The following is a 22,477-nucleotide window of genomic DNA, read 5'->3' as shown; positions in this document are numbered from 1 at the left end:
ATTTTTGTTGAGGTAATTAAGAATGTAGTCGCACAAAGTCAACCTTTCATTCGCATTATTTCCTGTCAAAACTCACCATCCATTCGATGCCATACTTATCCCTGAACATCCCAAAGTAAGCGCCCCAGGGACTGTCAGTAATTGGCATTTCAATTTTTCCACCTGCCGAAAGTCCGTTATATAATTTATCAGCTTCTTCTTTGCTGTCTGTAGCTATTGATATTTTGCTGCGGTTTTCGGACTCGTTTACTGTACCCATAAATTCCGGTACGTCGCTGCCCATAAGTATACTGCTGCCGCTGATGGGTAAAGAAATATGGGCAAGTTTCTCAGCCTCTTTTTCAGGCAACGAAAACTCTGGGTTCGGGAAGTCTTTAAAACGCATTTTAGAAGCAAATTCTCCGCCGAAAACAGACTGATAAAAATCAAAAGCTTCTTCGGCATTGCCGTTAAAATGGATGTATGGATTTAAATGTGCCATAAGTAATGTTTTAGATTGCTTGTTTGTATAAAGCTACAAAAAATAATTGCTCAACTCTACATAGTTATTGCTAACGCAGCGGAGTATAGCAATCTTAAATATCTTCATTAGCGAAATTGCCAGCTATTACTTTGTGATTTTTTGATACGATCCAGTCCCTAACACTTTCCTTAGGAATTTTAATTTTATCACCTAGTTTGATGGTTTTAAGATTAAAAGGGACATTGTTTAGTTTCGTGTTAAATGTATTTCCTTCGATTGAGAGCACGGTAAACCACATTGTTTCAGATTTTTCATCTTCTGTATAACGGGCACTAACATTAAATTTATAGCCGTTTTTTTTCCTGTTGTTTAGCATGTCAATGAATGTTGACATATTTTTCTGCGCAAGCTTTTCTGCGTTCGTATAAGTAGAGTCATTTACATTTACGGTCACTACATTTTCGCGATCCCAGTTTACTGATCTTTTTTGAGGATTACACTCTATGACAAATGTCAAAAGAATCAAAAATATGGCTAGTTTGATCATAATTAATAGTTTGTAGTTGTATAATTTATTAGTGTAAATAAACATAAAAAAATAGATCAAAAACTAATTTAATTCAAAAGCTCTCAGTTACTTAGCTATAGCTTTCCTTACGTGCCGCAGCAATCTACAAAAAACTCTAAAAAAGATGGCCGCGTTCCGTTCCTCCACTCGCCATCACATGCTCTGGTCGCCTCGCTCAATAGCTAAGACACTCAGCAGCCTACTCAAACACCATCTGTAACATATTCAGCGCTTTCTGCACACTCTTTACATTCTCAAACGTAAGCAGTAGGCGCAGGCCATTCTTGGTTTGTTTCTCTTTCATGCGCGCCACAGTAGGGAACTGCTGTACAAACTTAATAACCTTGTGGAACATCCCGCTCTGGTAATAAGCGCTCTGTTGGTCGCCCACAAAGTAGCCTACCATCTTGCCTTGTTTTAAAACCAGTTTTTCGATACCCAATTTAGTCGCCAGCCACTTAATGCGCATACTGGTAACCAAAGCCTGAGCAGGTTTAGGCAACGGTCCAAAACGGTCGACTAGCTTCTGCTCATACGCCATAAGTTCCTCCTCGTTTTTAAGGGTTCCCAGTTTGTTATAAAGGTTTAGCCTTTCAGATATGTTATTGATGTATTCATCGGGAAACAGCAGTTCAAAATCAGAATCGATTTGCAGATCCTTAACATACTCTTTTTCGGCATCGCCGTCTACGTCGTCATAAAGGTCTTTAAACTCGTTTTCCTTAAGTTCATCAATGGCCTCATTCATGATCTTTTGGTAGGTTTCAAAGCCAATTTCATTAATGAAACCACTTTGCTCACCACCTAATAAATCGCCCGCACCACGAATTTCGAGGTCTTTCATGGCAATGTTAAAGCCGCTGCCCAGTTCGCTGAACTGTTCCAGCGCCTGTATGCGCTTACGTGCTTCTTCGGTCATAGCACTGTATGGTGGCGTAATAAAATAACAGAATGCTTTTTTATTGCTACGGCCTACACGTCCACGCATCTGGTGCAGGTCAGAAAGCCCGAAGTTATTAGCGTTGTTGATAAATATTGTGTTGGCATTAGGCACGTCAAGGCCGCTTTCAATGATGGTGGTCGCTACCAGTACATCGAAGTCGCCCTCCATAAAGGCGAGCATCAGCTCTTCCAGTTTTTTGCCGTCCATCTGGCCGTGACCCACGCCCACTTTAGCGTGTGGCACCAGGCGCTGAATCATACCGGCAACCTCCTTGATGTTTTCAATGCGGTTGTTTATAAAGTATACCTGACCGCCGCGCTGTATCTCATATGATACCGCATCGCGAATTACCTCTTCATTAAAACCCACTACGTGACTTTCTATAGGGTAACGGTTAGGCGGAGGAGTGGTGATTACCGATAAATCGCGTGCCGCCATAAGCGAAAATTGTAACGTCCTCGGGATAGGTGTTGCCGTTAGCGTAAGCGTATCTATATTCTCGGCAATGGTTTTTAGCTTGTCCTTTACGTTTACGCCAAATTTCTGTTCCTCGTCAACTATCAGTAGTCCAAGGTCTTTAAACTTCACGTTTTTGCTTACCAGCTGGTGGGTGCCTATAAGTATGTCTACTTTACCATCGGCAAGGCCGGCTATGGTTTCGGCCTTTTGCTTTGCAGTACGGAAACGGTTCAGGTAACTTACCGTAACAGGCATATCTTTTAAGCGCTCGCTAAACGTGCGGTAATGCTGGTAGGCAAGTATGGTTGTAGGTACTAATATGGCAACCTGCTTGCCGTTGTCTACCGCTTTAAAGGCTGCACGAATGGCCACTTCAGTCTTGCCAAAGCCCACATCGCCACACACCAGGCGGTCCATAGGGCGTTCGCTTTCCATGTCGGCTTTTACATCGCGGGTAGCGGTAACCTGGTCGGGCGTGTCTTCATAAATGAATGACGATTCCAGTTCGGCCTGTAAATAGCTGTCCGGCGCGTACTGAAAACCTTTCTCAAGCCTGCGCTTGGCATATAGCTGTATCAGGTTAAAGGCTATGTGCTTAACGCGTGCCTTGGTTTTTTGTTTCAGGGTCTTCCAGGCGCTGCTACCCAGTTTGTATATCTTGGGTGGTACACCGTCTTTACCGTTATACTTTGATATTTTGTGCAGCGAGTGAATGCTTACATACACAATGTCATTGTCAGCGTAGACCAGTTTTATGGCTTCCTGGGTTTTGCCTTCAACCTGTATTTTTTGAAGCCCGCCAAACTTACCTATACCATGGTCAATATGGGTTACATAATCGCCAACAGACAATGAGTTAAGCTCTTTCAGGCTTATAGCGCCCTTTTTACTGTATCCGTTCTTGATGCTGAACTTGTGGTAACGCTCAAAGATCTGGTGGTCGGTATAGCACACAATCTGGTTTTCGTCATCAATAAAACCTTCGTAAATAGGGAAGACGATTGTCTTATACTGTTTACGGATGTCTTCATGACTGGCTTCGTCAAGGCTTTCAAAAATATCGTGAAAGCGTTTTGCCTGGGCATCATTTGCGCAGAAGATATAATTTTTATAACCCTTGCTATGGTTCTCGCTTAGGTTAGTAAGCAGCAAATCAAACTGCTTATTAAACGACGGCTGCGGCTGTATGCGGAATTCAAACGTCTTTTGCGTTTTAAATATGGTGGTATTAGCCAGTTCTACGAGTGTAAAGTCCAGTGATTTTTTTACAAACACCTGTTGGTTTACAAACAGTTCTTCGGGTGTTGCGTGTTTAATATCCTTGCTCAGCTTTTCGAATGCCTCTTTTGCTTTGCCAAAATAAAGCTCGAGCTGTGCCAGCAGGGCATCGGTGTTCTGAATGAACAATACGGTTTTCTCATTGATGTATTCCAGGAAGCTTTCGCGCTTTTCGTTCAGCAGCTTGTTCTCCACATTGGGCATTACCGTAATCTTATTTTTCTTTTCAAGCGAAAGCTGGCTTGCCACGTCAAAACTACGGATGCTGTCTACCTCGTTGCCAAAAAATTCAATACGGTACGGGTTGTCATTACTAAAAGAAAACACGTCTACAATACCACCGCGCACGCTAAATTCGCCGGGTTCGGTCACAAAATCCACACGGCGGAATTCATATTCAAACAGCACTTCATTAATAAAATCGATTGACACCTGGTCGCCTACATTTATTTTCAGCGTGTTTTTGTCAAGCTCCTGTCGGGTAACCACCTTTTCAAAAAGCGCCTCCGGGTACGATACAATAATAGCAGGTTTTTTACGGCTGTTGATGCGGTTAAGCACCTCGGCACGCAGCAGTACGCTGGCATTATCGGTATCTTCTATCTGGTAGGGGCGACGGTAAGAGCCGGGATAAAAAAGTACATCGTCTTTGTCCACAAGCGCCTCAAGGTCGTTCAGGTAATAAGCGGCCTCTTCCTTGTCTTTTAAGATAAGGAGAAAAGGCAGTTCGCTTTCGCGGAACAATGGCTCAATCACAAAACTCAGGGAAGACCCTATAAGGCCTTTTACCTGTAGCTTGCTTTCACGCTGTTGCAGCGCAGTGGCTATTTGCTTTACCTTAGCCGACTGGTTGTATTTATCTGATATTTCGTTTTTCAATGTGTCTGTTTAATGTAGCCTGCACCATGCCCGCCAGACTGATATTTGTTTTGCGGTGTTGCAAGGTTGGGCTGTGTTTGTGGCATAACCGCATCGGGGTTAGCAAGGCGTGTAGTGTCAAGGGCGCGCAGCATCTGTTCTTCGCCCTCTTCTTTTGGTATTTCGCTAAAGCGGATGATCTCGTCAAACTGCTTTTGTGTGCTGTCCAGGTCGTCTGTAATGGCATTGATGATGCCTACCACTTTCTTGTCAGGAATGGTTTCAATGCTCATAAACGTGTACAGTTGCCTGGTTTGGGTAACCAGTACGGCCAGGCGGCTGCGTATTTGCGGCTTATTAAAAAATGGCGGAATGTTGTTCATCAACTGGTCCGCTTTAGTAACCAGTATTTTGGTTTTACGCCTATACGCATCAAGTGTTCCAGTAGGTTTTTGGTGCAGTTCGTTTAAAAACTGTTGCCATTCGTTCCAGCCGTTTATGCTTTCGGCAACCTTTGGGGTAGGGGGGGCTAAGTCAAACTTCCAGTTGGCAGCGATAACTTTTAATATAGAGTCGTTTGTTTTTATTGTCCTCTGGGTTTCGGCAATACGGGCTTTTTCATCATCATTGCAAGAAAAAAGCAGGGCTGCGAAGCCTAAGCACAGTAAGAACCTTAGATATTTCATAGTAATATAATTGCAATAGCAAATTTACAAATCCCAAGCCAAAGTTTTTAAAAAATAAATTAAGACTCAATTATCGTATGAAAGTATCATAGTTATTTTTACTATTTTTGAATAACGAACCAATCTTAATACTTAATATGCACGAATTTATATTAGCCTCAATAATTCTTGGTGCAGGCATATTAGCTGCTTTAGCTAATTATTTTAAGACTAAAGGAAATTCCCTGAATAATGAAGGTTATTTTTGGAAAAGCTTTTTTACAAGTCTTGGTGCTTCGTTGTTAGTTCCCTTGTTATTAAATATGCTATCCAGTAGTCTAATTAAAAGTACAGATAATTATGATACAATAAATTATTTCGTCTTTGCTGGTTTTTGCTTTGTTGCCGGTTATTATGCAGATAAATTTATCAATACTGTTGGAGATAAAATTTTAAAAGATTTAGCATCAACAAATGCTAAAGCAGAGACAGCTCTCGACAAGGTTGAGCAAAACGAAGATAAGATTGATAGTCTGATTTCAAGTGAAACCGAATCAGAAGATGAGGTTAGAATAGCATCAGAAATTGACATTACTGAACTTAAAGCAAAGTCAGATTTTAATGATAAGCCACCTAAAGAAATTATTAAAGATATTATTATGAGCTTTAGTGGCAATTATAAATTTAGGACAGTTCAGGGAATTACTAAGGAATTAAAATACCCTTATAAACTTTTAGAAATTTTTCTGCAAGAACTTCAAAATAATGGAGTAATAAAAAAACTTGTGAAAAACGATGGTAAGGAAGTTTGGGGGCTTACTAATATAGGAAGAAATATGTTGGATCAATACAATAAGTGATCTTAATATTTGCCATGCTAAAATCCCTCATCAACCTTTTATACCCGCTTACCTGCAACGGCTGCGATGCCCTGCTGCTCGATAGCGAGGATGTTGTTTGTACCCAATGCCGGCACGATATGCCTTTTACACAGCATTACCTGAACCCCGGCAACGAAACCGCACAGAAGTTTTACGGCAGGCTTGATCTGGTACACGCATCGTCACTGGTTTACTTTCATAAAGAAGGTATGGTGCAGGAACTTATACACAACCTTAAATACCGCAAGCAAGAAGGTGTGGGCAGGCTAATGGGGCAGTGGTATGCACCGCTTTTAAAGCAGGTGCCCGATTTGCAAACCGTTACCGATGTAATACCTGTACCCTTGCACCCAAAGCGATTTCGAGAACGTGGCTATAACCAGGTTACGCTCTTTGGACAGGAAATAGCAACGGGGCTGGGCATTCCCTATAATGAGGATATCTTAGTGCGTGCTAACTACACTAAAACCCAAACCAAAAAGAACCGCGAAATGCGCGCTGCCATTATAAACAGTGCTTTTGCCGTAAACCACACGGAGGCTGATAACGGTAAACACTTTTTGCTTATAGATGACGTTATTACTACCGGTGCTACACTGGAGGCTTGCGGAAAGCTGCTGCTGCAAATTCCCGGAGCTAAGCTCAGTATAGTAACCATGGCGTATGCCCAAAGCTAAATAATGTCTGAATATTTGAAACCATATAGATACATAGCTTAAGAGAATAATGCTTTCTATGTAATCGGGATAGATTGAGGCTATGCCTCAAACATAAGCTATGTTGCCTGTGTTGGGTATAATAAATAGCTATGAAAACTATTGTACCTATGTGGTTAATAAAAATTCAGCGTCCTAAATTTTGACAAAACATTTCCACGGCACTAAATATAATCGTTATTTTGCCGTACAATCAAAAATGCACTATGTTTAAGAACCGCATCTTTATCTATTTCATACTGGTTTCAGTATTGCTTACCGCCTGTGCTAAAAGGGGCACCATAACCGGTGGCGCTAAAGATACCATACCGCCAAGCATTGTAAGTAGTTCGCCTAAAAACATGACCACAGGTTTTAAAGGTAAAGAAATACATATCGATTTTGATGAGTATGTAAAGGTAAAGGATGTAAACAAGCAGCTTATTATTTCCCCACCCATGAAATATGCTCCGGAGGTTGTTCCTGCGGGGAGTGCAAGCAGATTTATAAATATCAAGATAAAAGATACCCTACAGGATAATACTACCTATAGCTTTAACTTTGGGCAAAGTATTACCGATAATAACGAGGGTAACCCGTATTCGCAGTTCCGTTTTGTGTTTTCTACAGGAACTTACATTGACTCACTAATGCTGAATGGCAAAATTAAGGATGCCCTTAAACGCGAGACCGATAACTTTGTTACCATCATGCTTTACGAAGCAAATGAAACCTTTAATGACAGCACTATTTATAAAGAAAGGCCGCGTTATGTAACAAATACGCTCGATAGCCTTACGGTGTTTTCATTGCAAAATCTTAAGGCGGGCAAGTACCACATTTTTGCTATGAAAGATGTGGCAAGAAACTACATTTATAACCCAAAGGTAGATAAACTGGCATTTTTAGAACAGCCGGTATCGGTACCTAATGATACAGTTTTTATGCTGGAACTTTTTCAGGAGAAACTCCCGTTTGCTGCACAGCGGCCTGCACAAACATCGGCTAACAGGTTGTTTGTACCTTTTACAGGCAAGGATGGTAAAGGGGTAAAATCCACAGTTAAAAATGGTAATTCCGGCGAAGAAATTCGTAGTATGCTTACTAACGTAAAGGATAAAGACTCCTTGCAACTGTGGGTGCCGCGTAACGTGAAGGCCGACTCGCTCGCTGTAAAAATTACCCAGCGTGATACCGTAAGAGATTTTATGGTAAAATTTAAAGAAATGAAGGCCATGGACTCACTCTCGGTAGATGCCGTGCAAAAAGGCGGGCTTCATTTCAGGGAGCAGTTTACCCTAAAAACGTCGACTCCTATTGTTACTATTGATAAAAAACTAATGTCGTTAGTTGACAAAGATTCGGTTGCAGTGCCGTTTACCTATAAGTATGATGAATTTGAACAGCGACTTGTTTTTGACTTCAAAAAAGATGAAAACCAAAAGTATGTCATGCAGCTTCTGCCCGGTGCGCTTATAGATTTCTATGAAAAGAAAAATGATACCCTCAATTATAAGCTGGTAACTAAACCCTATGCCGATTATGGTAACCTCGTTATAAAGCTTGAAAATGTAAAACGATGGCCGGTTATTGTAGAAATTACCGATGAAAAAGGAGAAGTGTATGCCTCTCAGTTTTCTGAAAGTAATACAGAAATCAACTTCGAATCGGTAGAGCCTAAAAACTATGTACTGCGCCTTATCTACGACGATAATAAGAACCAGGAATGGGATACGGGAGATTACAGAAAGAAATTACAACCCGAAGAGGTTATCTATTTTCCTAAACTAATAGAAGTACATGCCCTGTGGGATGTGGAGCAGCCTTTCCCTGCGGGTGGGTAATTTTGTCTTTGGGGTAAATTATTTCACAAAGTTTCGCAAAGAAGCCGCAAAGTTTCTCAAAGATTTGAATATGACCTAGTGATTACGCTACGTGAAAAACAGCTACTGTTACTTTGTGTAACTCTGCGGATTCTTTGCGAAACTTTGTGTAATATGACACGCTACAACTCAAGCTTGAAATCATCCTTATCATTCAAAAACGCAAATCGTTTTCTTGTTGCTTCTAATGCGTCTTTATCCAGTTCAATAGTAAATACCCCGGCTTCTTCTGTTGGGTCTAATACATAGCTGCCAAGCGCATCCAGTGCCTGTGTATGCCCACTGTAGGCATGGCCGTTGCCATCCTGTCCTACGCGGTTTACGCCTATGGTATAGCTAAGGTTTTCTATGGCGCGGGCTTTAAGCAGTGCATCCCATGCAAAGGTGCGTACCTGCGGCCAGTTGGCAACATACAGCAAAAGGTCATAATTTTCTACATTTCGTGCAAATACAGGAAAACGAAGGTCGTAACAAACCAACGGGCATATCTTCCAGCCTTTATATTCAATAATTAGTTTCTCAGTACCGGAGGTGTAAAACTTGTCTTCTTCGGCATAGCTAAAAAGATGGCGTTTGTTATAGGTTTTTATCTCCCCATCTGGGTACACAAACAGCAGGCGGTTATAGTATTTGCCATCTTCCTCAATAACCAGGCTACCGGTAATAGCGCTGTTTTTAGCCTTTGCCGTTTCTACCATCCACGCCACGCTGTCGCCATCCATAGTTTCGACAACTGCCGACGGATTCATGGTAAACCCGGTAGCAAACATTTCAGGTAAAATGATGAGGTCGGTTGTAGTAATGCCGTTTATCAGCTGGGTAAAATTGGCGCGGTTAGCAGCGGGGTTTTCCCATTCAAGTGCGGTTTGTATAAGGGAGATCTTCATTATAATTGTTTGCCCCTAATTTCACGAATTTCACGCAAATTTCAAAGGATTAAATATTCAGAATGATTTTATAAGTTTCCTGAATTATAATTTCTCGCCCAGAGACAAATGCGCAAAGATAAGTATGCAAAAACGTACTCGTAACTTGCTGCATCAGCTGCTTTCGAAGCTGCAATTTTGTGAAATTAGTGGCAAAAAATAGACAACATAAAAAAGCCGGCAACCCTCATGTTACCGGCCTTTTCGAGTACTAACCTAAACTCTAATTTATGAATAACAACATTATTCCGTAAGTGTAAATTGTGCCTTAAGCTTGTCTATGGCTACTTCAAAGTCGCCTGCCTCCAGTATGGTTTTACCATCACGGCCTGCATAGCTAAGGTCTTTTGGGCTCAGTTCAAAACTAACTGTTTTGCTTTCGCCCGGTTTTAGTTCCAGTTTTTCAAAACGGCGCAGGCGCTTAACATCCGGCGTTACGCTGCTGGCATACAGGTCAGATGTAAACAGGTGTATCACTTCTTTCCCAACCACTTTTCCCGTATTGCTAACCGTAACCGTAACCTGTACATTTTCGCCTTTTTTAATGGCAGGTTTGCTTATTTTAAGGTCTTTATAGGCAAACGTAGTATAGCTTAATCCGTATGCAAACGGGTACTGCGGGTTATAATCGGCCTCATAGTTATATACGCCTTCTGCTTTCTTTTGCTCCTCACTTGGCTTATGAATGTAGCCAATGGTAGCATTAGGATAACGCGGATAAGTATACGGCAGCTTACCGCTTGGGTTTACATCGCCAAACAATACATCTGCAAGGGCATCGCCACCAAAGTTACCCGGCAGGTAGCTCTGTACCACACCTTTTACCTGTTGCTCAAACTTACTGATTAGTCTTGGGCGGCCCTCGTTAAGAATAAGGATTACGGTTTTACCGGTGGCTGCAAGTTTTTGCGCCAGTTCTGTTTGCAGGTCGCTCATGTACAGGTCATTCATGTCGCCCGGTTTTTCAGTATAGCTGTTTTCGCCAAGGCACAGTAAAACCACATCGGCATTTTTAGCTGCGGATACAGCTTCATCCATCTTGTCGGCAAACTCATCATAATAATGGCCACCTTCTTTGTAGCTTACACCCGGTACATAGGTAACATTAGTTTTACCAATCTCATTTTGTACGGCTTCTAAGATGGTGTTGTATTTACCGGCATATTCTTCGGTTTTATCGCCCTGCCAGCTGTATGTCCAGCCACCGTTAAGGGTGCGCATGCTGTTAGCATTAGGGCCTGTAACCAATACTTTTATGTTTTTCTTTAGCGGAAGTACATTGCCCTCATTCTTTAATAAAGTAATGGCTTCGGCAGCCATATCATACGATGCTTTTTCGTGCTCTTTACTGCCAAATTTCGGGTAGTCTTTCGGGTTTGTGTTTGGTTTATCAAACAGGTTCAGTGCATGCTTAACTTTTAGTATACGGCGAACGGCATCGTCTATCCTTGCCTCGGTTACCTTGCCTTCTTTTACCAGCGCAATTAAATTATCACAAAAAACTTCATACTGGTAAGGCACCATGCTCATATCAATACCTGCATTAATGGCAATCATGATTGCGTCTTTATCAGAGATAGCAATCCTGTCGCGCTTGTACAGGTTTTCAATATCTGCCCAGTCTGTAACTACAAGGCCTTTAAAACCCAGTTCTTCTTTTAAAAGTTTGGTGAGGATATCATAGTTGGCATGCACCGGAACCCCGTTGATAATGCCCGAATTTACCATTACGGTCTGCGAACCCGCCTCTATAGCCGCTTTAAAAGCAGGCAGGTGGTATTCGCGTAGTGCGTCTTCGCTAATATAGCTGGGCGTACGGTCTTTACCGCTGGTAGCGGCATGGTACCCCAAAAAGTGCTTCATGCAACTGGCTACTTTATCAAAAGCACCCATGTTATTGCCTTCATATCCGGTAACCATCGCTGCACCTAATACAGCGCATAGGTATGGGTCTTCGCCAAAGCTTTCCCATTGGCGCGGAAAACGCGGATCCATACCCAGGTCGAGTACTGGCCCAAACGTCCACGGAATATCACACGCCCTGGTTTCATAGGCAGTAATGGCAGCGGCCTGTTGAGTAAGCTTAGGGTTACGTGCTGCACCCTGTGCTATTTCCTGCGGAAACATGGTGCCGCCATCGGTATAAGTAACCCCATGTATTTCGTCTACACCATACAGCAGGGGTATCTTTTTAGTATCATTAGTTAGTGATGACTTTTGCACGCCACTAATAAGTTCGTACCACTTTTGCGGCGTAATCGCCTTGCCTCCGGCTACGTTAAGCACTGACCCAATATGATAATGCCCAAAAGCTTTTTTCATCTCGGTATCAACCAGTGTAAGCGGGTGTGTGCTTGAGTAGCGGTTATCGCCTTTACACAATACATCAAGCGTTATCTGCGTCATCTGGCCCACTTTTTCTTCAAGGGTCATTTTAGCGATAAGCGCATCTATTTTTTTGCTGTTATCTGCCGGTTTTTGCTGTGCTGTACAGGTAAAGCCTGCCAGCAGGGCTGCGCCAAGCGCAAGGGTTTTAATCGGGTTGATCATTATAGTACAAGGGTAGCTACAGCTCCCGCTTTTAAGGTTATTGTTGTTGTTTTATTGCCGGCGGTTACATCTACCGTTTGCTCCTGCTTAGACTTGTTTTGTATAATGGCAGCAATATTTCCGTCAGGTGTAGTGTAGGCTACATTAGGCAGGTTTTGCGGTACGTTCGACTCAATGCGTACAGAACCCGGCCTCACAAATTTGCTGGCCTGTGCTATAATATAATAAGCAGGCTCGCGGGTTACATTGTCTCCATCTATGGTTATGGCCCCAAGGCAGCGGTCGCAACCACCACGATCTGTGTGTGGGTCTTGTTGCGGGTCTGCAGCAAGGTTCCATTCCAGTACGGTTTTACACCAGTTGCGTGGCGCACCAATGATAAGGTTCTCAATATGCCAGTCAAATTCTTTTTTAAAGTTGCCCGGAGCGCCCACCCATTGTTCTGTAAAATACAGGTTTTTGTTAGGGTGTGCTTCATGCACCTTGCTAATGGCATCTACAGTGCCACCATAAAGGTGAAAGGCCGAACCGTCGATATACTTCGCTGCCTTAGCATCGTCGAGTATCGAGATTGGGTAGTCCGGCCTGTCGGCATTGTGATCATAAATAATGATCTTGGTTTGGATATTGTTTTTGGAAAAGGCTGCCCCCAGATGATCGCGCACAAATACCTTTTGGGCATCTGAAGGCATTAGCAAACTGGGGTTATTACCGGGATGTAGCGGTTCGTTTTGTACGGTTAAGGCATCTATGATAATGCCGTTTTTCTTCATTTCCTGAATGTATTTTACAAGGTAGTTTGCATATACGGTATAAAATTCAGGCTTAAGGCTTCCGCCCTTTGTATCGCCGTTGTCTTTCATCCATACAGGAGGCGACCATGGCGATGCCAGTATTTTTATTTTAGGATTAACCTCAAGTATCTCTTTAAGTACCGGAATCAGGTATTTTTTATCGTAACCAAGGTCGAACTTTTCAAGTTTTTCATCGGTCTGGCCTGTTGGCAGGTCGTTGTAAGAAAATAACAGTTCATCAAGGTCGGATGCGCCAACACTAATGCGCAGATAGCTTACGCCAATGCTTTTTTCTCCTGTGCCAAAAAGTTCTTTTAATAAAGCAGCGCGTGACGGTGCTGTCATTTTCGAAATGTGCAGCGCACTACCTCCTGTAAGGGTGTAGCCAAAGCCATCCATTTCCTGGTATTTTGTAGACGGATTTATTGTAAGCTGTACATGGCTTGCATCAGGGCTACTTGAAATATTTGTTTTTTGCAGCAGTGCCGATTTGTCGGACATAGTGATATAAGCGGCACTCTTTGTGCCGGTGCAGCTACTTAATAAAGCAGTTGCCGAAATAGCAAAAACAAAAAAATGTTTTTTAACGGTTACATATGACATAATAAACTATTAGGCCAACAGAATTTATTTGTTGGAATTTCAAAAGTACTTTATGTTTCTTCCCTATCCGTAAATTGCACTACATTTTAGTTACTCTGGTACTCAATTACTATACTTAATATATTCACCTTTATTTTTAATTAAATAATAATCAATGTTTTAATATTTAAAAAATTATACACTTTTATGTTGTAATCCCTGTTTTTTAAATTGAGAATTATATTAATTTTACATCGTTTTCGTCTTTGGTTACGAAAACCTTTTCCATTATGAAGAAAAATATACTGACGCTTTTACTGCTTATTGCCTCAACATACTTGTGGGCCCAGGTATTACCGTCTATAAAATTATATACCCGACAGGACTTTAAAGCCGATAGCCAGTTTTGGGCAGCTACAGAAAGCGCTGACGGAACTTTGTTTTTTGGCAACAACGATGGCATACTCATATATGATGGGGAGCGATGGCAAAGAATAGTATTGCCAAACAGCTCATCTGTACGCAGCCTTGCAAACGGTAAAGATGGGACGGTATATGTAGGTGCATATGACGAAGCGGGAATACTATCAAAAAACAAACAGGGAAATTATGTATACCGTTCGTTAATAAAAGAGTTACAAACAGACGGCAAGAACATTGAAAACATTTGGGATATACAAAGTTTTAATGGCCGGATGCTTTACAGGGCTAACAGCGAAATTATTATTACTTCGGGTAAAACCGCTACACACCTGCCGTCTGCATCTATGTTTAGCTATTCTGCTGTGGCGGGTAATAACTACTATGTTGAGGAAATGGGGCACGGCATCCTTACGTTACAGCCCGTGAGCAATACACTTATTATGGCATTTTCATCTGAAAGCTATAATAATGAAGAGGTTGCTGAAATACTGCCCGGCGAAAATCCGGGTACATTGCTTATTGTTACGCTACAAGGGGGATTATATCGTGGCGAACTTTCTACCGGTAAGGTGCAGCTGCTTAACCGTTTTTTTGATGCAACCCATAGTGGCCGTGCAAATTGTGCCCTTAAAAACAGCGATGGCAGTATCTATATTGGCACGGCCGAATCTGGCATTATAAGTATTAGCCGTACGGGCGTAGTAGATTATAATGTGCCCGGCTTTACCGGATTGCAAAATGGTGTTGTACAAAGCCTTTACCGCGCAAGCGATGGAAACTTTTGGGCGTTGCAGGATAACGGGCTAGCCTATGCCGATTATCATTCGCCTTATCGTGTACTGTTTGGAAAAGCCTCGGTGTATGATGCGTTGCCATTGGGCGATAGCCTGTATATCGCTACTACACAAGGTGTTTATTTTACAGATGATATAAAAACAATACCCCAGTTTAAAAAAGTAAGCGGATTGCAGGGGCAGGCCTGGGCCATACAAAAAGCACAGGATGATATTATAGCCTCTGGCGATGCGGGGCTGTTTGTGCTGAAAAATGGCGAAGCAAAACGCATTAGTGCCACACAGGGATTTTGGAAAATAACCTCCATAAAAAGCAAGCCGGGTTTCTATCTGGCTTCTCAGTACAACGGGCTGTATTTGTTAGAAAATGCGGGTAATGAATGGGTGCTGCACGATAAAATTGCAGGGTTTAATGAGTCGGCGCGCGACATACTTCCGGCTGATGAGCCCGATACGTACTGGATATGCCATGGCTATCAGGGTGTTTTCAGGGTGCGGATAAATGCAGTCTATAACAGGGTTAGCGCGGTAGACCACTTTACCAACAAAAATGGGTTGCCGGATTCTTTTAATGTAAATGTTTTTCGCTGGCAGGGGAAGGTAGTTTTTACAACTAATACGGGTATTTATACCTACAACGAAACACATAACCGCTTTGTGCCTTTTGAGCGGCTCAATAAAATTCTCAATCCGTCTAAGAATACCCGAAAGATTATAGAACATGGTGGTCGCACCTGGTTTGTACAGGATGATGAAGCAGGTTATTTTGTAACCGCAGATAAAAACGCAGTGGTTAATACCGGGCTGTTCCTCAACCTTAAAAGTACCTTTAACCGCGGGATGGAATGTATTGCCGGGCTGCCCGATAACCGGATGCTTTTTGGTACTACAAACGGATTGTTTCTGTATAATATTAGCAATCCGGTATCGGCGAAAGGTATTCATACCCAAATTACACAGATATCATATACGCAAACCCAAAAACAGGATTTTGCGGCTATTACATACAAAGGCGATGACCCCGTGCAGCTACCCAACCGTATGGATATCCTCCGGTTTGATTTTGCAGCGCCTAAAATGACGCACGGCACACAGGTAGAGTACAGCTATATGTTAGAGAATACCGATGCTGACTGGAGCCCGTGGCAGGACCAGCCTTTTAAGGAGTATACCCACCTGCGCCCCGGCACGTATACCTTTAAAGTAAAAAGTCGCAATACTGCTGGGCTAATGGGGACAGAAGCTAAATATATATTTACGGTTTTACCCAGATGGTATCAAACCACTGCTGCTTATATATTGTATGTATTAGGCGCTGCCGGATTTGTATATAGTGTACGGCTGTTGATTAAAAGGCGCATTAGGTATGAACGGGCTAAAAGTACCCGCGATGCAGAACGTACCCGCCGTATGCTGGAGTTAGAAGTGGAGCAGCTAAAACTACAGCGTGACAAAGAGGCCGTAATACGCGATAAGGCTGTGCTGGAAGAAGATGTAATTAATAAGAGTAAAGAGTTGGCCAATTATACCATGTTGCTCATGCAGAAAAAGGATGCCTTTGCTGAAATTACAGACGACCTTAAGGAGCTTAGGGATTACCTGCGCAATGAGGAAAGCCGTAAAAAGCTACTTGAAATTTTTCAGAAGCTTAACCGCCACAAAGTAGGTGAGGAGTATATGGAGGTTTTTGATGTACATTTTGAAAAGGTACACCACAACTTTTTTGAAGCCCTTAAAACCCTCAGCCCATCGCTTACACAGCGGGAGTTGCGCCTGTGTGCCTTTGTAAAAATGGGGCTTACCAATAAAGAGATCGCACCGCTTTTAAACATATCGCTTCGTGGGGTAGAGAATGCGCGCTACCGCATTCGTAAAAAACTTAATGTAGCAAATGAGGATAATTTCCCTGCTTTTTTAGAGGGTATAGGCCGTGAAATAGAAATGTAGTTTAAAGAGATCATTTTCATTTTATTATTTTCTAATTACTGATTTAAAAAGCTTTGCGCCTTGGCGTCTTGGCGAGAAATTATGGCTCGCAAAGACGCCAAGGCGCAAAGTAGTATAGATGTATGAAAAAATGATAAGTAACTAAATCTGCCCGATACCAATTTACCGAAATTACTCCACAAAACGGTAATAGCGAGCGCCGGTAAGATTAGGTAGTTCAGTTTCAATCTTGTCTAAGATCCATTCATTAACAGGTGCTTTTATACTGTAATCCAGTTCTTTCTTGTGGAGTTTGGTGTAGGTTTCAAAATCAACAGCTGTGTTTTCGGCAAGTGTTTCAAACAGTCGGGCCTTTTCAGCAGCGACTTTCCAGCCCGGTTGTATTGTTCCCTGAAAGGCTTTGCTTTTAGAGCCGCTTCCGTATGCCAGGAAACCAAATGTTTTGCCTGTAATATCTGTGGCTTGTTCTGCCTTTACGGCAAGTGCACTCAGGAAACCCATAAATATAGATCCTGTATACAAATTACCAATAAGTGATGATGCTGGCTCTGCGGGTTGCAGTTTTTGGGAAACAAATGCTTTATAAGCATCACTTTTGCTAATTTCCCTTAGCCTTGTTTGATAATCGGCAGGATCTTCGTTGCCCGTTAGCAGTGGTTCATTCGCGTCAAGCGCAAAAAGCTCAGAGAACATGCGGCGGCCCTGGTAGGCATAGGGCAGGTGCATAATAATGCTTTCCCAGGTGTCATATAGCGAACCTTCTATACCAGCGAGTTTTTTAAAACTATAGTAGGCCTCACGGGTACGCTCAGTATAAACCGTGTTGCTGTATTGGCCGTCAAAAACAGGCTGGTCTTTATGTATTTCTATATGAGCTTCGAGGTTGCCGAACCACGGCTCGTTACCTTCTACGTTTAAGATGTCTTTTTTAGCAAGGGTGCGGTACGGTTTAAAGAAGTCAAAAGCACCTTTAGCACTTATTGCCCAGTTGTTATCAAAAGCTATAATACGCGGATTTTCGCTTATCAATAAGGCTACAGCGCCTGCACCCTGCGTGTATTCTCCTGAAGATTCGAGGTCATACTTGGCAATGTCGCTGGCAATAACCACCGCTTTCTTACCCGGATTAAGGCGCACAAAGTCTATGCAGTTGTGCAGGGCATCTACCGCGCCAATGCAGGCAAAGGTAAAATCTACCGTATCGCAGTGCAAGAATGAGTTATTGCCATGCAGCTGCTCCATTAGTCCCTGTACAAAAGACCCTATGGGTTTAGAATTGTCAATGCTACTTTCTGTACCTACATATATACGTGCTATATCGGCAGGGTTAAGGTGGTTGTCTGCAATAAGGCGTGTAAGGGCATTAGCAGCAAATACCACGGTATCCTGGTGGGTATCGGGCAATGTCATTTTATAAAGTCCCAGTCCTTTTTCAAGTTTGTCGGCATCTATATTACGTGTTTCTGCAAAGGTGCGTATAGGTAAGTGTATCTTGGCAATGTCGTAGGCAATAGCGTCTATTCCGGTATTCATTGATGTAATTGTTTTTTGAAGAAACGCAAATTTACGCATTTTAGCAGATATGGCACTTCTGTAAATTGTGCCGGAGACTTTCTGAAAGAGGCAAGTCCAGATTTTATTTGCAATTCAAAAAAATTAGCCACAATTCAAAAGTGTTTTTGAGGGATTCGCTGGTTTTGGTTACAAAATGTTTATTTTAGCGCTTTATTCATAATCATTATAAATAACATGAAGTTAATATATCTGTTCACCGCGGTGATGCTATCGTTAGGAGCTAAAGCGCAGGACAAACAAGGATATCAGTTGTTTACACCTGAGGGTAAAAAGACAACGTATAAAAAACTGCTTAAAGCTGCTGAAGCTGCCGATGTGGTCTTGTATGGTGAGCATCATGATAATGCCATTATCCATTGGCTGGAGCTTGAACTGGCTAAAGATGTAAGCGAAAAGAGGGCTTTAGTTTTAGGTGCAGAGATGATAGAACGCGATAACCAGGCAGTATTAAACCGTTATCTTTCGGGTGAAATAGACCAAAAGAAATTTGACAGCCTGGCACGTTTATGGCCCAACCATAAAACAGATTATAAGCCCTTAGTAGATTTTGCTAAAGAAAAGAACATACCATTTGTAGCAGCAAACGTACCGCGCAGGTATGCCAGCATGGTATATAAAAAAGGCTTTGATGCGCTTGATAGCCTTAGTGCTGAAGAAAAAAACTGGATAGCCCCGCTTCCCATAGCTTATGATGCCAGCCTGCCGGGCTACCAGGAAATGTTAAAGATGAGCGGTGGCCACGGTGGCGACAACCTGCCAAAGGCACAGGCTGTAAAAGATGCTACAATGGCATACTCTATAGCGCAAAACCTTAAAGCGGGCAGCACCTTTATACATTACAACGGTACGTTTCATAGCGATAATTATGACGGCATTAACTGGTACTTAAAAAAACTTAAGCCTGAAGTTAAAATTATAACCATAGCCGCAGTGTCGCAAAAAGATCTTGATAAGCTGGAGAAAGAGCATCTTAAGAAAGCAGATTTTATACTGGTTGTTGATGAGGATATGACCAAAACATACTAAACAAAACAGCGCCTGTTATCGTAATGAAACAGGCGCTGTTTGCATTTTTACCGCATGCACTCAAACGGTTTAGTGATTAGTGTAACTCCGGTAATGTATTGCAGGTTCTTAATTTTTTTAAATTATTTTTAGTATTATGAAGTAAAAAAAACGCATAACGTAAATTTTTGCTGAGAATACGTTAAAAAAAACCACACTTTAAATTCATTATAAATTAGAGTGCAATGGTTGTGGTAAATATCTTTATGCTGTAAATTTGTTTGATTTTTTATAAGACACTATACTTTTAAACAAACATTATGGCAAAATCTGCACTTTTGAAGTCTTCCATCGCCAAGAAATACTGGATGGCTTTAACTGGTTTATTTCTCTGCCTGTTCCTTGTGGGGCACTTACTGGGCAACTTACAACTACTTTCAACCGGAGAATTCGCCGCACTGCACTTTAATCAGTACGCGCTGTTCATGACCACTAACCCGGCGGTAAAAGCACTTTCTTACCTAACCTACATTTCTATCATTTTTCACGCGATAGACGGTATCCTGCTAACTGTTCAGAACAAAAAAGCACGCCCGATAGGTTATGTAATGAACCGCCCACAAAAAAACACCATTTGGGCATCGCGCAACATGGCTGTACTGGGTACGGTTATCCTTGTGTTCATTGTAACGCACATGATAAGCTTTTGGGCTGTAATGCACTTTGACGAAAAGATGCCGTTGCAAACCATAACTATTAGCGCACAAGGCCAGTCTCAGGAGTTTTATGTAACTACAGATGGTGGTTATATACCTAAAGCACAAGTAGAGCAGGGTGGGCTTATTATAAAAGACAGAACGTCTTTTTATGATGCCCAGGCCAATGTAAAAATTAAAGAAGGTTATAAAGATCTTTATAAAATTACCGTTGACTTCTTTAAAAACCCGGAAAACAATATGGGGCTTATTGCTACTATATTATATGTTGTTGCTATGGTAACACTTGGGTTTCACCTGTATCATGGTTTTGGTAGCGCATTCCAGTCTTTGGGTGCTAACAATCCTAAGTACAACGGCTTTATTAAAAAATTCGGGTATGCGTTTGCTATTGTTGTTCCGGCAGCATTTGCGTTCATACCAGTTTACATCCACTTTATACTAAAATAATCTACTGATATGGCGTTAGATTCTAAGATACCGGCAGGGGATATATCCCGTAAATGGACCGACTATAAAGACCACTTAAAACTGGTTGCCCCAAACAACAGGCCTAAGATAGATATCATTGTTGTAGGTACCGGCCTTGCAGGCGCTTCGGCTGCTGCTTCACTTGGCGAAATGGGCTACAACGTTAAGGCTTTCTGTTTTCAGGATTCTCCACGCCGTGCGCACTCCATTGCTGCACAGGGTGGTATAAATGCTGCAAAAAATTACCAAAATGACGGAGACAGTACTTTCAGGCTGTTTTATGATACTATAAAAGGTGGTGACTACCGTGCCCGTGAGGCAAACGTACACCGCCTTGCAGAGGTTTCGGCTAACATTATCGACCAGTGTGTGGCTCAGGGTGTTCCTTTTGCACGCGATTACGGCGGAATGCTTGATAACCGCTCTTTTGGTGGTACTCAGGTACAGCGTACGTTTTATGCGGCAGGACAAACCGGCCAGCAGCTGCTTCTTGGTGCGTACTCTTCACTTTCAAGGCAAATAGGCCTTGGCCGTGTACAGATGTACAACCGCCACGAAATGCTTGATATTGTAAAGGTAGACGGTAAGGCACGTGGTATTATAGCACGTAACCTTATTACCGGCGAGCTTGAAAGGCATTCGGCACACGCTGTTATCATCGCTTCTGGCGGATATGGTAACGTGTACTTCCTTTCTACAAACGCTATGGGTAGTAACGTTACCGCAGCGTGGAAGATCCATAAAAAAGGGGCACATTTTGCTAACCCTTGTTATGTGCAAATTCACCCTACGTGTATCCCGGTACACGGCTCTAACCAGAGTAAACTAACCCTGATGTCTGAGTCGCTTCGTAACTCAGGACGTATCTGGGTTCCTAAAAAGAAAGAAGATGCTGAAGCGATCCGCGCAGGAAAGATGAAGCCAACTGATATTAAAGAAGACGACAGAGATTACTTCCTAGAAAGAAGATACCCTGCGTTTGGTAACCTTGTACCGCGAGATGTAGCTTCGCGTGCTGCTAAAGAGCGTTGCGATGCCGGTTTTGGTATTGAGAACAACGACACGCAGGAAGGTGTTTACCTTGATTTCTCTTCAGAGATCATCAATAAAGGTAAGCAAACCGCTTATGCACAGGGTAACCACCATCCGTCTGACGAAGAAGTTATTAAACTTGGTAAAGCGTGGATAGAGGAGAAATATGGTAACCTGTTCCAGATGTATGAGCAAATTACTGCTGATAATCCGTATGAAGTGCCAATGAAGATTTATCCTGCCGTTCATTACACTATGGGTGGTGTATGGGTAGATTATAATCTTCAGAGTTCTATACCGGGCTGTTTCGTGGCGGGTGAGGCTAACTTCTCAGACCACGGTGCTAACCGCCTTGGTGCATCTGCACTTATGCAGGGGCTTGCAGATGGTTATTTTGTACTTCCTTACACGGTGTCTGATTATCTTGCTAACGAAATACGTACGGGTACGATACCAACCAATACTGCAGAATTTGATGCGGCTGAGGCCAACGTAAAAGGGCAGATTGATGGTTTTCTTAACAATAACGGTACTAAAACGGTAGACCATTTCCATAAAAAACTGGGTCACATTATGTGGAACAAAGTAGGTATGGGACGTAATGAGCAGGGGCTTACTGAGGCAATTGCCGAAATAGCAGCCCTTAAGGCAGAATTCTACAAAGATGTATTTGTACCGGGTACTGCTGATGAACTTAACACAGAGCTTGAAAAAGCACTTCGTGTAGCCGACTTTATCGACCTTGGACAGCTTATGGCACGTGATGCTTTACAACGTAAAGAATCGTGCGGTGGCCACTTTAGGGAAGAATACCAGGATGCTGAAGGCGAAACCCTTCGTGATGATGAGAACTTTGCGTTTGTAGGCGCTTGGGAATACCAGGGCGACGACATCAACAACGAGGTACTGCACAAAGAAGAGCTGAAATACGAGTACATTAAGATCGCAGCCAGGAATTACAAATAAAAT

The 22,477-nt window shown here is 42.4% G+C and carries 15 protein-coding genes; 7 read left to right on the top strand and 8 right to left on the bottom strand.

Features of this window, described 5'->3' with window-relative positions; all coding sequences use genetic code 11:
• Positions 1-55: 55 nt before the first annotated feature.
• From DYH63_RS17175 to DYH63_RS17160, 4 genes are all read right to left on the bottom strand, one after another.
• A complete protein-coding gene (locus tag DYH63_RS17175) occupies positions 56-481 on the bottom strand; it encodes a VOC family protein (protein ID WP_116789966.1) in 426 nt (141 codons plus the stop codon).
• Between the two features lie 94 nt (positions 482-575).
• Positions 576-1,010 (bottom strand): DUF2314 domain-containing protein, encoded by a 435-nt coding sequence (locus DYH63_RS17170; protein WP_162927076.1) that lies wholly within the window; start codon positions 1,008-1,010, stop codon positions 576-578.
• Positions 1,011-1,230: 220 nt separating this feature from the next.
• Complete coding sequence (gene mfd / locus DYH63_RS17165; RefSeq protein WP_116789964.1) at positions 1,231-4,590, bottom strand: transcription-repair coupling factor; 3,360 nt, start codon at positions 4,588-4,590, stop codon at positions 1,231-1,233.
• Positions 4,587-5,255 (bottom strand): hypothetical protein, encoded by a 669-nt coding sequence (locus tag DYH63_RS17160; protein WP_116789963.1) that lies wholly within the window; start codon positions 5,253-5,255, stop codon positions 4,587-4,589. The genes mfd and DYH63_RS17160 overlap by 4 nt, the downstream gene beginning before the upstream one ends.
• Positions 5,256-5,392: 137 nt before the next feature.
• Between DYH63_RS17160 and DYH63_RS17155 the strand changes: the two genes are divergently transcribed.
• The 3 genes from DYH63_RS17155 (at position 5,393) to DYH63_RS17145 (ending at position 8,654) form a co-directional block, all read left to right on the top strand.
• A complete protein-coding gene (locus DYH63_RS17155; RefSeq protein ID WP_116789962.1) occupies positions 5,393-6,094 on the top strand; it encodes a YEATS-associated helix-containing protein in 702 nt (233 codons plus the stop codon).
• Positions 6,095-6,108: 14 nt separating this feature from the next.
• Complete coding sequence (locus tag DYH63_RS17150; RefSeq protein WP_116789961.1) at positions 6,109-6,792, top strand: ComF family protein; 684 nt, start codon at positions 6,109-6,111, stop codon at positions 6,790-6,792.
• 245 nt (positions 6,793-7,037) lie between these two features.
• A complete protein-coding gene (locus tag DYH63_RS17145; RefSeq protein ID WP_116789960.1) occupies positions 7,038-8,654 on the top strand; it encodes an Ig-like domain-containing domain in 1,617 nt (538 codons plus the stop codon).
• A 161-nt stretch (positions 8,655-8,815) separates the two neighbouring features.
• Here DYH63_RS17145 and DYH63_RS17140 read toward each other — a convergent pair whose 3' ends face one another.
• The 3 genes from DYH63_RS17140 to DYH63_RS17130 all read right to left on the bottom strand — a co-directional run bounded on the left by DYH63_RS17140 (position 8,816) and on the right by DYH63_RS17130 (position 13,464).
• The gene (locus DYH63_RS17140; protein ID WP_116789959.1) at positions 8,816-9,580 is read right to left on the bottom strand and encodes an amidohydrolase; all 765 of its coding nucleotides are present in this window, start codon (positions 9,578-9,580) and stop codon (positions 8,816-8,818) included.
• 282 nt (positions 9,581-9,862) lie between these two features.
• Positions 9,863-12,169, bottom strand: coding sequence for a glycoside hydrolase family 3 N-terminal domain-containing protein (locus DYH63_RS17135; protein WP_116789958.1), 2,307 nt, complete (start codon positions 12,167-12,169; stop codon positions 9,863-9,865).
• Positions 12,169-13,464: a glycoside hydrolase family 30 protein gene (locus DYH63_RS17130; RefSeq protein ID WP_240409026.1), complete on the bottom strand. Its 1,296-nt coding sequence runs from the start codon at positions 13,462-13,464 to the stop codon at positions 12,169-12,171. Before DYH63_RS17130 ends, DYH63_RS17135 begins: the two co-directional genes overlap by 1 nt.
• Before the next feature lie 371 nt (positions 13,465-13,835).
• Between DYH63_RS17130 and DYH63_RS17125 the strand changes: the two genes are divergently transcribed.
• Positions 13,836-16,709, top strand: a complete 2,874-nt coding sequence (locus DYH63_RS17125; RefSeq protein WP_116789956.1) for a triple tyrosine motif-containing protein — start codon at positions 13,836-13,838, stop codon at positions 16,707-16,709.
• A gap of 171 nt (positions 16,710-16,880) precedes the next feature.
• Here the strand turns inward: DYH63_RS17125 and DYH63_RS17120 are convergent, their stop codons facing one another.
• Entirely contained in the window at positions 16,881-18,242 is a 1,362-nt protein-coding gene (locus DYH63_RS17120; RefSeq protein ID WP_116790872.1) for a hydroxymethylglutaryl-CoA synthase family protein, read from the bottom strand.
• A gap of 216 nt (positions 18,243-18,458) precedes the next feature.
• Between DYH63_RS17120 and DYH63_RS17115 the strand changes: the two genes are divergently transcribed.
• The 3 genes from DYH63_RS17115 to DYH63_RS17105 all read left to right on the top strand — a co-directional run bounded on the left by DYH63_RS17115 (position 18,459) and on the right by DYH63_RS17105 (position 22,474).
• Positions 18,459-19,310: a ChaN family lipoprotein gene (locus DYH63_RS17115; protein ID WP_116789955.1), complete on the top strand. Its 852-nt coding sequence runs from the start codon at positions 18,459-18,461 to the stop codon at positions 19,308-19,310.
• Positions 19,311-19,609: 299 nt separating this feature from the next.
• The gene (locus tag DYH63_RS17110) at positions 19,610-20,455 is read left to right on the top strand and encodes a succinate dehydrogenase cytochrome b subunit (RefSeq protein ID WP_116789954.1); all 846 of its coding nucleotides are present in this window, start codon (positions 19,610-19,612) and stop codon (positions 20,453-20,455) included.
• 9 nt (positions 20,456-20,464) lie between these two features.
• Positions 20,465-22,474: a fumarate reductase/succinate dehydrogenase flavoprotein subunit gene (locus tag DYH63_RS17105; RefSeq protein WP_116789953.1), complete on the top strand. Its 2,010-nt coding sequence runs from the start codon at positions 20,465-20,467 to the stop codon at positions 22,472-22,474.
• The last annotated feature ends 3 nt before the right edge of the window (positions 22,475-22,477 follow it).

It is taken from the genome of Flavobacterium psychrotrophum, from assembly GCF_003403075.1.
GTDB classification, from domain to species: domain Bacteria; phylum Bacteroidota; class Bacteroidia; order Flavobacteriales; family Flavobacteriaceae; genus Flavobacterium; species Flavobacterium psychrotrophum.
The sequence above is the reverse complement of the archived record's forward strand: the minus strand, read 5'-3'. Positions and strand labels throughout refer to the sequence as shown.

What these genes read in the sequence shown, in the direction of transcription:
- DYH63_RS17175 (WP_116789966.1), bottom strand. Translation starts at nt 481, where the DNA reads ATGGCACATTTAAATCCATACATCCATTTTAACGGCAATGCCGAAGAA.
- DYH63_RS17170 (WP_162927076.1), bottom strand. Translation starts at nt 1,010, where the DNA reads ATGATCAAACTAGCCATATTTTTGATTCTTTTGACATTTGTCATAGAG.
- DYH63_RS17160 (WP_116789963.1), bottom strand. Translation starts at nt 5,255, where the DNA reads ATGAAATATCTAAGGTTCTTACTGTGCTTAGGCTTCGCAGCCCTGCTT.
- DYH63_RS17155 (WP_116789962.1), top strand. Translation starts at nt 5,393, where the DNA reads ATGCACGAATTTATATTAGCCTCAATAATTCTTGGTGCAGGCATATTA.
- DYH63_RS17150 (WP_116789961.1), top strand. Translation starts at nt 6,109, where the DNA reads ATGCTAAAATCCCTCATCAACCTTTTATACCCGCTTACCTGCAACGGC.
- DYH63_RS17145 (WP_116789960.1), top strand. Translation starts at nt 7,038, where the DNA reads ATGTTTAAGAACCGCATCTTTATCTATTTCATACTGGTTTCAGTATTG.
- DYH63_RS17140 (WP_116789959.1), bottom strand. Translation starts at nt 9,580, where the DNA reads ATGAAGATCTCCCTTATACAAACCGCACTTGAATGGGAAAACCCCGCT.
- DYH63_RS17135 (WP_116789958.1), bottom strand. Translation starts at nt 12,169, where the DNA reads ATGATCAACCCGATTAAAACCCTTGCGCTTGGCGCAGCCCTGCTGGCA.
- DYH63_RS17130 (WP_240409026.1), bottom strand. Translation starts at nt 13,464, where the DNA reads ATGTCCGACAAATCGGCACTGCTGCAAAAAACAAATATTTCAAGTAGC.
- DYH63_RS17125 (WP_116789956.1), top strand. Translation starts at nt 13,836, where the DNA reads ATGAAGAAAAATATACTGACGCTTTTACTGCTTATTGCCTCAACATAC.
- DYH63_RS17120 (WP_116790872.1), bottom strand. Translation starts at nt 18,242, where the DNA reads ATGAATACCGGAATAGACGCTATTGCCTACGACATTGCCAAGATACAC.
- DYH63_RS17115 (WP_116789955.1), top strand. Translation starts at nt 18,459, where the DNA reads ATGAAGTTAATATATCTGTTCACCGCGGTGATGCTATCGTTAGGAGCT.
- DYH63_RS17110 (WP_116789954.1), top strand. Translation starts at nt 19,610, where the DNA reads ATGGCAAAATCTGCACTTTTGAAGTCTTCCATCGCCAAGAAATACTGG.
- DYH63_RS17105 (WP_116789953.1), top strand. Translation starts at nt 20,465, where the DNA reads ATGGCGTTAGATTCTAAGATACCGGCAGGGGATATATCCCGTAAATGG.